At 46.3% G+C, this 13227-nt stretch carries 9 protein-coding genes; 2 read left to right on the forward strand and 7 right to left on the reverse strand.

Annotation, left to right across the window (positions count from 1 at the left end):
* Positions 1-5 precede the first annotated feature (5 nt).
* Positions 6-824, forward strand: coding sequence for a DISARM system phospholipase D-like protein DrmC (gene drmC / locus NHN17_RS18195; protein ID WP_255044059.1), 819 nt, complete (start codon positions 6-8; stop codon positions 822-824).
* Here the strand turns inward: drmC and NHN17_RS18200 are convergent.
* The 6 genes from NHN17_RS18200 to NHN17_RS18225 all read right to left on the reverse strand — a co-directional run bounded on the left by NHN17_RS18200 (position 821) and on the right by NHN17_RS18225 (position 10503).
* Positions 821-4789, reverse strand: coding sequence for an Eco57I restriction-modification methylase domain-containing protein (locus NHN17_RS18200; RefSeq protein WP_255044060.1), 3969 nt, complete (start codon positions 4787-4789; stop codon positions 821-823). The two genes, drmC and NHN17_RS18200, sit on opposite strands and share 4 nt — an antisense overlap.
* The gene (gene drmD / locus NHN17_RS18205; RefSeq protein WP_255044061.1) at positions 4789-7872 is read right to left on the reverse strand and encodes a DISARM system SNF2-like helicase DrmD; all 3084 of its coding nucleotides are present in this window, start codon (positions 7870-7872) and stop codon (positions 4789-4791) included. The genes NHN17_RS18200 and drmD overlap by 1 nt, the downstream gene beginning before the upstream one ends.
* A 128-nt stretch (positions 7873-8000) precedes the next feature.
* Positions 8001-8567, reverse strand: coding sequence for a recombinase family protein (locus NHN17_RS18210; RefSeq protein ID WP_255044062.1), 567 nt, complete (start codon positions 8565-8567; stop codon positions 8001-8003).
* Positions 8568-8731: 164 nt separating this feature from the next.
* Entirely contained in the window at positions 8732-9832 is a 1101-nt protein-coding gene (locus NHN17_RS18215) for a tyrosine-type recombinase/integrase (protein ID WP_255044063.1), read from the reverse strand.
* Positions 9822-10310, reverse strand: coding sequence for a helix-turn-helix domain-containing protein (locus tag NHN17_RS18220; protein ID WP_255044064.1), 489 nt, complete (start codon positions 10308-10310; stop codon positions 9822-9824). The genes NHN17_RS18215 and NHN17_RS18220 overlap by 11 nt, the downstream gene beginning before the upstream one ends.
* A complete protein-coding gene (locus tag NHN17_RS18225; protein WP_255044065.1) occupies positions 10303-10503 on the reverse strand; it encodes a helix-turn-helix transcriptional regulator in 201 nt (66 codons plus the stop codon). The genes NHN17_RS18220 and NHN17_RS18225 overlap by 8 nt, the downstream gene beginning before the upstream one ends.
* Positions 10504-10906: 403 nt before the next feature.
* On the opposite strand from NHN17_RS18225, the gene NHN17_RS18230 reads away from it, so the two are divergent.
* On the forward strand, positions 10907-12142 hold the full coding sequence (locus NHN17_RS18230) for a hypothetical protein (protein WP_255044066.1): 1236 nt from the start codon (positions 10907-10909) through the stop codon (positions 12140-12142).
* Between the two features lie 285 nt (positions 12143-12427).
* Here the strand turns inward: NHN17_RS18230 and NHN17_RS18235 are convergent, their stop codons facing one another.
* Positions 12428-13168, reverse strand: coding sequence for a hypothetical protein (locus NHN17_RS18235; protein WP_255044067.1), 741 nt, complete (start codon positions 13166-13168; stop codon positions 12428-12430).
* Positions 13169-13227: the final 59 nt, after the last annotated feature.

Here is a 13227-nt window from a genome sequence, read left to right on the forward strand (position 1 = left end):
TGGCCGTGTCTGCTAATAGGGATAAAGCTGCACGCAAACTGGCGCAATGTGTGCGCCAGTTAATTAATGCCAGTGCTTTTGCCGAAGTGATCGCGGCAGTAGAGTCGGGTGTTTTAACCGCGAAATCTGGTTCCGCGACTATTGCCAAGCTATCCGCCGGGCGAGGTGAAGTACAAAATGCGCTAACGTGGTTGATTGCTATCTGGGCAAGTGAACTCGCTGTACTCAGCAATTCTGCCTTTGCCCTTCATTTGGCGGCACTCAAGGAAGCTGTATTACTGACCGAGAGTGAAGCGACTCAAACCGAAGTGGTCTGGACGGGGCCAAAAGTCGAAGGTTCGTACCTTCGCGCTACTCGACAAGTGGTGCAGGATATTATTTCCGCTGCTAAATCTGAGCTTTTAGTGGTGGGTTATTGGCTTGCAGGCAAAGAAGATTACGAAGGTATTATTAACGACATCATAAAATTAATGGCAGATGCCGTTTCGCGTGGGGTGGAGGTCACCATGGTGCTAGATCAGGGGGAGAAAAGCTACGGTAAAAACAACCGTGATACCTTAATTGCTTTGTGGCCCCAAGATATCGCACTACCCAAACTGCTAACCTGGAGAATCCCGCCTGACGATAAACACCTGAAGCTGCATGCCAAGGTACTGGTAGCAGATCATCACGATTCACTAGTAACGTCTGCTAACCTAACCATGTATGCACTGGATCGCAATATGGAGATGGGGGTTAGAGCACAAGGGCAACCGAGTGAACGAATTGCCCAGCACTTCGAGCTATTAAGGCACAAGGAAGTTCTCGTGCCATACGATACTTAGTGCTTTTCCAACTGATAGCGTTCTTTGTTGAGCGCTAGTAGCCGTGCTAGGACTTCATCACGTAGTCCTTCTGGCCAACGGTATCGCCATGGAATGGTTTTACCTTCTTCAACTTCGTAAGCTGGCTCAAATACATAGCTAAGTTCGAGATCCGTCCACCCATAAGATTCTAATACGGCTTCATCAAGCTGCTGATGCAATCGACGAAGATTAATTATTTCAGCCGACTGTTCATTAGGATTGTGAAGCAAGTTGTATACTTGCGTAAGTCCTTGTTTCCTATCTATCATCAGCTTGCTGCGGAATAAGTGGTAGTCATTTGCAACGGCTTCAAGATAACTATTTGCGCTCACATCATGAGGGAATGGGAAAGTTTCAAAGCAATCCGTTGGAGTATAGACGGGATCATCTTTCATAGTGGAGCCGAAAAACAGCGCCCACTCTTCGTGAAAGCGAGACTGCAAGGTGGCGAATATAGCCATTGATTCAGCGGAGAAAACTATAAGTTTCTGGTCATAAATCATTCCCTTTGGCAGAACTGAAAACACAATATGCTTGGTTGTTTGTGATATCGCAATTACTCGCTCTGCTTCATTTAGAGCTTTATACATATTAATAGTCGGTCTCTTGAATAACCACCATTCTCTTTTTGCCCTCTTGTCATTTTGTATTAGCCGACTAGGTTTGACCTTTTGCTCAACCAGATTCAATAGATCTGGCCATTGACTAGCAGATTCATGATCCATATCACCAAAATATATAATGTAACGGTGGTGAGCGTGTGTGGGCGAACTGTTTAGTTCAGAACCACCAATATAAGGAAATATACGCTCTTGGTTTCGAGCATCCATATCGATTAGCCTTTGCATATCGGCTATCGAATTTGCAATGCCTTTTTTGTCCGTATCATCAAAGGTGAATCCCATGCCCAAAGGAATGCTTCCTTGAAAGCTCTTATCGGCATTGGCAGACAGCACATGTGGATCTTCGCTGTCACCTTTATCAAATAAGTAGGCCGTGATTTTCTCAACCGGCTTATTATCAATATAAACAGGCTGTTCAGTCTTTCCCTTATTGGCAAATATCAAACTGACAATGACTGACGCCTTTCCAGGCCATGACACCCGGCGCTGTGCGTTGTAAATGACGCCGCCATGATTAACAATCCACCGAAGACCTGTGCTGCGAGTATCTCCTTGTCGTATTGTTTTAGTGGCAATCAAGCCAAAGCTGCCCTGCTTTCTTAACAAGCTGAAAGTGCGGCGGAAAAAGTGAGCAACCAAGTCTGAATTGCCATGGGATTCTTCATGTACCAGTTTCAACCAGTCTACAAAGTAGCTCCGATTCCCCTCATTAGTGGTGTTCTTACCGGCAAACGGTGGGTTGCCGACAAAGGCATCGAAGCCACCGTTCTCACGATGAAAGATTTCCGGAAACTCAATCTCCCAGCAAAAGGGAATGATTGGTTTATCGCCGGTGGTAAGTCCGTTCAAAACCTTTTCAACCTCGGCGGCAGCCTCCTCATCCTGCTCCAAACGATTAAGCCAGTAGCGATACTCGATCAGATTGCTCTCTCGCTGCTTGGGTTTCGCACCATTAAAAAAAGCGGCAATGGCTAACGTCGCCTTTACACGTGTATGGTTAAGAGCATCTTCGGCAATGCGGTTTTCTTTTTCCTTACCAACAAAATCATGCTCTGGAATCGCATGAATGGCCTCACGATGATGTTCGGCTTCCTCCACTTCCTGAGTGGGTTGGTTTTCGTTCAAAGGGCCGAAGACATTGCTGACTGGCTTCCAGGTAAAGTTTTTGATCTGCTCAGGTGTCAGCCCAACCAGTGAGTTGCCATGCTTGAGTGCATGGTCCACAAAGGTAAAGGGGCGGTCGGAGGAGAGCGTAGTTATCCAGAGTGACAACTTGGCCATCTCTACCGCCAACCGGTTCATATCCACGCCATAGATACAGTGTTCGGCCACATAGCGGCGTGCGAACACGATGCGCTCCTCGCGGGATTCCGGCATCAAGTTTTCGCTGGCTTCCCCTTGCGATGGGGTACCAAACGGCATGGTCAAAATGGCATCCGCTTTTTCTATTGCCACCCGCTCCCAGGCATCGACTAAGCGCTCCGCGAGATAGCGGGTTGCTTGCACTAGGAATGCACCGGAGCCCATAGCTGGGTCGCAAACTTTAAGTGCCAGAATTTCCTGCGGTGTTTTAACCAACTTTGGCTCTACCAGCAGCCCTGGCTTACCTTCCACATTTACATAAACCTGATGTTCCAAGGTGCGGCGCACCACAGGCTCGGTGAGAGAGGGCGGAGTGTAGTGGGCCCCGCTCGATCGACGGTCTTGCCCATGGGTGACGTAAAGTCCACCGGGACGCACGACGCCAAAAGGCAGAAGAAAGCGCTCGACTGGTTTGGCCAGTGCAAGAAGTTCGGCGTCATCCGTACCGAGGTTAGTTAGTGTGTGTCGATCTTCGTTCCGCTCCAATACCTTCTTGATAGTGCCGGCCGTTTTACTCGTATGCTTGCTGATTGCCTTAATAAGTGCTTTTTGGTCTAACTCCGAAAATTCAGCTGCATCAATGGGCTCGGGTTCTTTGATCTTACTGCCACCTTGCAGCATCAGAAGCGTTGTATTGGCCGGAGCGCGAGCTACACGACGATCCAGTAATCCCTCATACATATGGCCGATCTGTTCCACCGCCAGAGTGCGGTAGCTTACCAGCTGGCGCACGCCATCCGCTTTTGCATACTTGAGACTGCGCAAAATATCACGGATTACTACATCTCTGACTCTTGGTGCTTCCGGCACTTCAGTTGGCCATTCGCCACTTTTCGCTCGCCCATCCAACAGTGGGTATCGGTTTGGGTCAAACAGCTGGCCACCATAGGCAGCGATGCGGATGTCTGGGTCGATACTGCCATCATGCAAGAGGCGCGCACTCGCCAGCAGCCGGGCATAGGCCGCGTAGGAGTGCTTGAGCTTATCCGGTGCAAGGCGACGGGTTTCTTCAAGCTCCGTTAACAGGTGCAGCACACCATAGGCTCTGTCGTAAGTGACATTGCCGTGCGGCAGTAAGCCATTTTCTTCGGCGTATAGTGTAAACAGCAAGCGCATGATAAATGCCACGCTAGACTCGAACACCTCAGTTTCGCTGTAGCCAAGAAGGTAGCTTCCATCCAATGCGGCATCGACTCTATCCAGCTCATGCACCAGGATCTGTAATGCCTCCCGAACCTGATTACCTAACTGGTCAGCTACATCCAGTTGGCGTCGCCGGCTTTGCTTTATGAGTTCGAGAATGACCTGATCTATTGGCCCGGCAAAGAAACGGGACTCGCCAAGTAAGTCTTTGAATGCGGCTAAGGTCAGTGGGTCGTCGCTCCAGGTTTGGGCGGTCCAGGTCATCCAGGACGTGGTTTCTGAAGGTGAGGCAACCACCAAACGCCAGGCTTCACCATTGGTTAGGAGACCTAGCTCCACGCCTGTCTCACGCAGTAATCGTTCAAACTTAGTGGTGGGAGATGCTTTCCAGCGACCTTTTTCTTGAAGCCAGGGTTTGTCCAGTGATTGCTCGCGCGGCACTTCTAGTACCAGCATGACGGCGCTACCATCATCCAGCAACACGCGGCTGGGGCGCAGAATTTCCTGGTGCTCGTACAAGTTAACCGTTTTGTCGATAGGAATTGATGCACCAACTTGCCAGTAGTCTTTGTCCTTCAGGCCGAGAAAGTCCTCGAGAATGAAGTTAATCCAGGCTGGCTGACCATTACCCTCGACCATTCCCTTGGGGAGATTCCAGATCTCACGTTGCTTCCTGAAATTCTTTATTTCTGCTTTATCGAGCGACCGGAAATTGCCAGCATCGGCCAGCACCGGCTCGCTTAACACAACACCCGTGATTTCAACACTTGAAAGCCAGCGATGCTGACGATTCGCGACACGTTTGTTCGTGGCCATCAGTTGCTCTCCTTGGGGAGGATGACTTCCAGAGCAACCGGATACATTCTTTGGTCTGTCACTTTATATAAATCTCTTTGGCGTTTTGGCTCAGTCTCACGCTCTTGTTTCAGTTGCTCGAACCTTCGCTCAAGAGCAAGCAAATCCTGCTCACTCTGTTCTTGTTCTTCATCATCAAAAACAAACTCCATCTGCATGCTTTCAGAGCGCTTTTGCCAGTCATTAATGGCTTTTCTGATAGCGGTAATCCGCTCCGTAGCCAGGCTTTGAGCATGCTTGCGTGCGACCTCACCCCGCTCCTTCAGGGTTGCAATCAATGAATGGGCCTCGGCTTCGGCACTGATGGAAAGCTGTTTCGTGATCGCATCAACGTAAGGTGCAATCAGCGTCTGCACATCCACAATGTCGCCGGTATAGGCCTTGGCGTCTTCCGGACGGGTAACTTCCTGCTTTGCGATTGTGTCTTTTTGAATAGAAAGTTGGCAGCGGAACAAACCTTCATGCAGGCGATTGTGTTCAGGCCCCAGCAAAACCAATCGTCCCCAAGCAATGATAGCTGGAGTCGTAATCTGGCTGGATTCGGTTACGGCCACCCTATTAAGTTGACTACGGGAAGATTGTGCTCCCCACATCTGGGCACGAAATATAGAAATAGCTCTTCGCATCAACGGGTGGTCGAGGTGGACGATTCCTACCGCGTCGTCTTCTCTGGCTTTGTTGCGATCAAAGGAGAGACGCTTTTGCAGGTAGTCAGTGCTGATAAAGGCTTTGCATTCTGTCCAGGCTGTTGGAACCCTTGTTAAAGTGAACTCGTCATTATCCAGCTCATGGATGGCTTCAGAACACCCTTCCAGACTTAATGCCTGCTTAAGCAAATCGAGTTGATTACTATCAGAGATATCAAGTGTGCTCCGGGCCCTATTCAACGCCTCGACCATTTGCGCAACGCTTTCATTCTCGCGTACTTCAATAGCCATTTCTTCACGTGCAAGTCTTCTGCGTGCATCATCATCGATTGCAGCAAGATTAACTGCTTGGCCTAGAGCTTTTTTTCTGACGTTATCAGCGATCAACGCGCCAACACTGCCAAGGTCATTTCTGATGGTTTCAACCTTGTCAACAATGTGTTTAAGGAACTCGGAGTCTTCTTGGTTTTTGTATACAAAATGATGAATGCGAACTTCATCTGCCTTCTGACCGTGACGGTCAACACGACCATTTCGCTGCTCTAAGCGAATCGGGTTCCATGGAATTTCGTAGTGAATCAGATTGCGGCAGTGCTTTTGGAAGTCCGCCCCTTCGGATGCTGCATCAGTGGCCAACAAAATACGCACACCAGTTTCATTATTCGGTGCCTGAAACTCGTCGTTAATCTTTTGTCTATCACCATCATTCATGCCGCCAGTGATGGTTCTTGTGGCTCCTAGGAAGCCGTACTTTTCCAGGATGCGCTCCAAATAGCTGAGCGTATGTTTGTACTCGGTAAAGATAATAACGCGCTCACCATTCCACGTATCACCATTGCGCAGATTGCGATTAATCCAGGCAATTAAAGCCGCTGCCTTGCTGTCTTCCTGCACAGAAAAGTGGGATACCTGACGATCGACAATTTCAAACATGCGTTGAAGCATTGTTTTTTCATCACCCGTTAATTCAGCAATGAGTTTAGAAGCGGCGCTGGTTGCAGCATCCAGGTTGTCTTCTTTATCTTCATCGTCACTCCAGTCTTCTGATTCTTTTTGTTCGAAGCTGCTAAACAGGGACTCACCGATGCCTAGCTCTCCTCTTACACCAGCGTTCTTTGTATGAGTGATGAGACTCTCCCTTAACGCTAAAGGTGACGACAATGCCCGCTTTTTGAGAAGTGTAAGGATAAACTGAAGCGGCCGTTCTGAGCGTTTATCTACAGAGGCCAATCTGCTTTCGGTATACGCATTAAGCAGATTAAAGAGATTTTGCTCGTCGCCTTCCAACGTCAGGTAAAGCTGTGGATCGATTGTCTCGTTGCGTGGAAGGATCACCCGCTTAGGAAAGCGTAGCGTACCATCAGGATTGACGATCTCTTGTTTCAGGCGTCGAATAGTAACGGCAGATAGTTGTGCCTTATCAAGGTCAGTACCGCGTGAAAAACGAAGGTTGTCCAAAATCTCCAACAGGCCGGTGAAGCTCTCACGATATCCATTGTGGGGAGTGGCTGTAAGAAACATCTTATGTTCGAACAGCTCAGCTATCGAGCGAAGCAGAGACGTTCGGTCCGAGTCGCGAACATACTGTTTTTTTCCGGATGGCGCCACATTATGGGCTTCGTCGAGAATCAATAGATCCCAGGGGCGATTTTTTGGACTTTCCTCAAGTCTGCGTCTGGTGTACTCATCGAATAAGCGACGAGGATGTTCGGTTTTTAGGTAATCAATCGAAGTCACCAGACGAGGGAAGCTGGCCCACGGATTAATACTTGGCCCGTACTCTTTTTTCATTTTAAGAACAGAGTCGCGGTCAATGATCTTGAACTCAAGCCCGAACTTCTCAGCCATCTCATCGACCCACTTAATTTTTAGGTGGGCTGGGCAAACGATCAAGACACTACTTGCTCTGTGGCTATGTATGAGTTCTTGGGTGACCAATCCGGCTTCAATCGTCTTACCCAGACCCACATCGTCAGCCAGCAATAGCCGCACCCTTGGCATTTCTGTGGCACGTATCACTGGAACCAACTGATACTCTTCCATTTGTACGCCGCCGCGAAAAGGCGCTTGCAGCATATCGCCAACGGCCAACGAGCTTGCACTCCATTGCAGAGATCGGATGAATGCATCAAAGATTTCGGGCCTATCGTGAGCGCCGATACTTGGCAACGAGGTGGATTCGACAACAAAAGGGGCAACTTCCCGCTCCCAAATAACTTGGATGCTTTCTCCAATCGCATTATCGCTAAGACACTCAAGAGCAACTCTATGGATGGCCTGCTTTGGCTGTGTTTTCGTTTTGTGTACCGCCGTAACAGCCCATACCTTGTGCCGCAGTTTCACAATCTGACCCTGCTCAGGCGTTACTCCTGTCTCTGACATAATATTTTTGTCCATTCGATAGCTTTTTAATACGAGCCTGATTATATCCGATATCAGTTTTAGTAAAACAGCATATATATTGTAATGAACGCTTTCCGTAACAATGAAAAATAGCCTTACTACATGCGGCTAATTACTAACGTTTATTTATTCCAATGCCTTTTAACTGTGGCAATCCCCAAACCTAATGCTTCTGCCGTTTTCGACTGTGATAAGCCTTCTGTTTTTTTGGCCTGAACCAAACAAGTAGTCTTATAAGCCTCAGGCCTGCCAAGCTTTTTTCCTTGAGCCTTAGCTCGTTCGATCCCTTCTTTTGTGCGCTCTCTTATACGGTTTCGCTCAAACTCTGCAAAGGCTGAAAACATTTGCAGCATCAGTTTACCCTCAGCACTTGATAGATCGGCTACAGGCAAATCCAAACAAACCACTTTCACACCTTTGTCGGTGAGCAGATTGATAGTGTTTTGTACGTCGATGTTATCTCGCCCTAAGCGGTCAAGCTTCAAGACCACCAGCATATCTCCGGACTCCATCTGGTGGTTGATTAACATCTTGAACTTTTCCCGCTTCATTGCTTCAACGGAACCAGAAACCGTTTCACTGATAACACGAGAATCATTCACTTCATACCCCTTCTGGCGGATAGCAATAATTTGGTTATCTGTAGATTGCTCTGTGGTAGAAACACGGCAGTATGAAAAGATGCGCATTGGTCACTCGCTGTTATAAAGGTATCAAATATAGTGGTATCATATACTTTTGGTATCACAAAATCAAAACCCTAACTTTATGACACCAACCATTAATAAGGAAAGCTGGTATCAATATACGAATGTTTTTTGATACCAGCTTGGTTAGAACAACTTGATGGGTATTACTTGTTTCCCATCATTTGTTGAAACTGCATGAATTGCTTGAACTGCTCTTCCATGTCTGGAGAAGTATTCTCGGCAGGCTTGGCTAATTTCCGCAGTAACTCCGCTTGCCTGTAATCAGGCACATCACCATAACTATAAAAGCTGGTCAGCACACTTTCATGCCCTAAGTTTTGGCTCCATGCCTTGAAATCTTCAGGTGTTCGGCAAAGCCGCTCACCCAATCGCACCAAAGTGTTTCGAAAACTGTGGGGATTAAAGTAAGGCAACCCGGCAGCTTCAAAGGCTTGTACAAAAGCTTTGCGGATTGGGGTCGTATTGCTCCAGTGCTCTTCAAGTAAACCAACAGCTTCAAACTGCTGGTTAGCGTTATGTGCCAACTTGGTTTTAGGAAACAGCGGCGAATTTTGCTTGAACCCTAGCTCCTGTACCAAGTAATCAATCCATTCAGTCAAAATCCTTAGTGGCAGCTCGCCGACAGGAAAAAAGTATGATGTAAATGTTTTACTGAACTTTGTTTTCACATACCTTGCGTCCTGATAAAAGCTTTGCTCAACAAGATCAATATGCTCTATCTTTGCTGAAGCAACAGCTCCATCTCGTGCGCCAGTTAGGATAACGAAAGCAATTAAAGCTCTATTACGCTTTTCGATATCTGTGGAGTCAGGCATGCCTTCCAAGGTTTGAACGACCTGCTCAACTGTTGCTACGCTTCGTTTACGCTTTGCGTTGGCTATGCGGGTGTCCTTTTCCGACAGATTGAAATACTCGATATCACTGTAATTGACTTTTGCGCGATACCCTTTTTGCGTAACCAAGTATTGGAAGAACGCCTTCAAGTGACGAGTTGCTGTCAGCACGGTTGCCTTACTCAGGTTATCCCCAGTCACAGCTGACTTTTTCCCCATAAGGTGCTTCTTAAACGCGATAGCATGCTTAGCTCGAAACTTCTTAAAATCGATATACCCAGTACACTCTTCATAGCGATTAATTGACTTCAACGCACCATCAATGGTCGAGTCATCTTGACGCTTAGCATCCTTCAAATACGTGGTGTATTCATAAATAATTCGTGCATTATTTGTACTGTTATTTTTCATCACTTAAAACTCCATCGAAAGGACAATTTAAGAGGTTTTGTCCTCTTAGGATTATGTGTTTTTCAGCTATCGGTAATTTACCCTTGAGTTCAAGCCAGATGTCATTCACATTGCGCCACGAAACATACTTATTCATTCGGCATCCGCACTCTTCACACACGCCTGTCATGTGAGCCATTCCTGCGGGTTTAGCAATAAAAAACACTGATTCAACACTTGGTTTCATGGGTTGTTTACATCGAAAACAGCACATCTCATGCTCCTCGCAATCGAACATAATCGCTTTGCGCTTTTGTTTAAAGTGAACCTTCAAATCTGCACCATTTATTAATAGTGGACGTTTTTTATCCACAACTGGTAACCCCACACGAATCCAATTCCGCACTGTTTTAGGATGAACTCCCAGCGTTTCACTGATATCAATAACGGTATAGTTGCGATTGCTTTTTATGCGATTAGCGGAATTACGCCTAGTCATTATCAACCGCCTTAGATGCAGCAACGCACGCATCAAGCCACTGCTCAACATCGGCTTCTAACCAACCAACAGCACGCTCACCTAGTGAGATGGACTGCGGGAAATTGCCCTTGGACATACGCAAGTAAATGCTGCTACGTGATAAACCTGTTTTCTCTTTAACTTCTGGTAGTCGAATAATTCGTTGGGACATAAAAAACCTCTTAGCCCGTTATTGGATGAGCTAAGAGGTTATTGGAATGAATGCTTACAAAAGCGCAATTGCGGAAAGCAAAAACGCAATTGCGTTTTCGATTAGTCAGCTAAGTAACACACCGCGAAGCCCGCCAGTGCCAAGAACGTTATTTCACCAACCATCCAGCGTTCCATATTGATAAATCGCTCAATAAATGTACAATCACCGCTTTTTTGCCCATAAAAAAACCGGAACTAGTGCAATGTGCCAGCAACTCTGCCCCACCAAATTTAGACGCGATCTTGAAGACTATGCTACGTCACGTAACGGCCACGTGATTGATGGAATCTACGAAAACTCCAAATCCGAGTTTCTCTTTCAATGCCATCTTGGACACCAATGGTCACGGTCGGGTTGGGCTATGATGAATAGAAAAAGTTGGTGTCCAGACTGTCCGGCAGGCTTAGGTGAAAGGCTCACCAAGGTAATACTTCAAGAGCTGTTTGAGGAAAAGTTCATAAAGTGCAAACCCGCTTGGCTCAAAAATAATCGAGGTAAGCGGATGGAACTCGACGGCTACTGCGAGGTACTCAATTTGGCCTTTGAGTACCAAGGAGCTCAGCATCAGAAAGTAATACCTAAATATAAAGGTACAAAGCAAAAACTAGCTCAACGAATTATCGACGACAAAGACAAGCTAGCTCAATGCCAAAAACAAGGAATCACGTTAATTCAGGTGCCTGACTATTCTAATCAAGGTTTTAATCCTAGTCAGATTAAAGCCTTTTTAATCGAACAATGCCTCAAGTTGGGTGTCCCTCTTACGCAAAAACAGCAAACAAAGGAAATCGATGTCTCTGATGCGTATCGTGCTGCGGATGAGAAATTGAGAGAGTTACAGGCAATATGCAATGAAAAAGGTGGTCAATGTTTGTCAGAACACTATAAGCTTTCAACTACAATGATGTGGTTTGAGTGCTCCAAAGGACACAAATGGCAAGCTTCCCCAAATAAAATAAAGAACGACAGGTGGTGTAAAGAGTGTGGTTATAAAAGTACTGGCAATAAACTTCGGAGCCCTATCGCAGACATACAGAGATTTATTGAGGCCAAAGGCGGCACACTCCTAACTGAAGTATTTGATAACTCAACCAAGCACTTACTAGTACAGTGTAAAAAAAAACATCAGCCTTGGCAGATCCTTAGAAGCAACTTATTTAAAGGACATTGGTGCCCAAAATGCCGCTCTATCACTAAGAAAGAAGTTGAAGCAATATTGCAGCAACACTCGTTCAAGTTGATCAACTGTGAATCAATGGAGAGCAACTCAATACTTACTGGAAAAACAAGAGTTTGGGTTACTTGTGAACAAGGCCATAAATGGAACCCCGAAGTTAGAAAAATCAAGGAGGGAACAACAGGGTGTAAAGACTGCAATAAAAAAAGATATCGAGCGTTATATAGCCATAGTGTAGATCATATACGTCGTGAAGGATCTAGACGTGGATTAGATCTACTTTCTAAACTCTACTCTCGCAATGATATCGCTTTAGAGTGGCAGTGCATGAAATCTTGTCATCCTTATAGGGGAAGTTTTAGGCAGGTTTTAAATCTTACCGGGTGTATAGAGTGCCGGAATGAGACCCGCAGACATTAACAGTAGTTTACAGGGTCTCCAAACAGGAGGTTAGCTGAGCTCAGCGAGGGATTGACTGCGAAAATTACCCCTTAAACTAAATATACGTAGATGAGTGGCACCATAAGAAAAATGGTTTCCTCAATAACTTCGAGGACATTCAGAACTATGTGTCAATCGAATGTCTTTGCTAGATATTAATAGCCTCTTAATCCTTCAGTGGATGACTAAGAGGCTATTGGAATAATGGCTTTCAAAAGCAATTGCGTTTTTTAGTTAACAATTAAATTAACCTTGAAGAACAGGTCAGCATGTTGCTTCCCTGACTTGCTTACACATTTTACGAATAGTGTTCTCAGACATAGACAGACCATTGGTCTCTATCGCTACTTTTATTGCAGTCGTGTAGCCCTTCTTGGCAGGGTCTATGCCCGCCATTTCCATCAATCCCCTTGCGAAGATGATGTGACTGTTTAGCTCTTTAGTCGACGTTGAGGGCTCACCTTTCAGATCATCAGGCTTCTCATCGTCCAATGATTGGATAAACCTTGTAAGCTCATGAGTTTTAATAACTATTTCATGGTCGTAGTAGTCTAGTGAGCGGCAATCAACTCTGTTCTCACTGAAATCTCGAACCATTCCCTCCGGGATCACGTGAGGACCCGCATCAATATTTGATTCAAGCCCTTTTAGCTTGCAGTAGATGCCGTTTTTCTTAAGAATCACTGAATCTATAGGTGAACTTCGCCAAGTTTTCCCGCCTAGAGCATTTTGTTGAAGCGCATCGACGCTCATCAGCTCTCTGCCAAGCATAGACAGATCCCAGATACCCTCATCAATCATCACAATGTCTTCGAAAAACACCCTACGCCCTAAACTAATTGTAAAACTGTTGAGCTCATTTGCCCCATAAGGCAGGTCTTCCTCTGCAAAGACGTAACCCGGAGACATTTCTATTAGGCTATTGAACTTGACTGAAAGGGTTAAATGCCTGTCCAATGCGTATTCCGCTGATTCCGGACACCCATTCCCCCCCTGTGTCAGCATGGTTGTCGCCTTAGAATTTAATTCATTACGGAGACAAATATGCCTAAACCCTCAATTGA

Source organism: Photobacterium pectinilyticum, assembly GCF_024357955.1.
Classification (GTDB): domain Bacteria; phylum Pseudomonadota; class Gammaproteobacteria; order Enterobacterales; family Vibrionaceae; genus Photobacterium; species Photobacterium pectinilyticum.

Coding starts and splice junctions, on each gene's coding strand:
- NHN17_RS18200 (WP_255044060.1), bottom strand. CDS start 4,789: ATGGCCACGAACAAACGTGTCGCGAATCGTCAGCATCGCTGGCTTTCA.
- drmD (WP_255044061.1), bottom strand. CDS start 7,872: ATGGACAAAAATATTATGTCAGAGACAGGAGTAACGCCTGAGCAGGGT.
- NHN17_RS18210 (WP_255044062.1), bottom strand. CDS start 8,567: ATGCGCATCTTTTCATACTGCCGTGTTTCTACCACAGAGCAATCTACA.
- NHN17_RS18215 (WP_255044063.1), bottom strand. CDS start 9,832: ATGAAAAATAACAGTACAAATAATGCACGAATTATTTATGAATACACC.
- NHN17_RS18220 (WP_255044064.1), bottom strand. CDS start 10,310: ATGACTAGGCGTAATTCCGCTAATCGCATAAAAAGCAATCGCAACTAT.
- NHN17_RS18225 (WP_255044065.1), bottom strand. CDS start 10,503: ATGTCCCAACGAATTATTCGACTACCAGAAGTTAAAGAGAAAACAGGT.
- NHN17_RS18230 (WP_255044066.1), top strand. CDS start 10,907: ATGATGAATAGAAAAAGTTGGTGTCCAGACTGTCCGGCAGGCTTAGGT.
- NHN17_RS18235 (WP_255044067.1), bottom strand. CDS start 13,168: ATGCTGACACAGGGGGGGAATGGGTGTCCGGAATCAGCGGAATACGCA.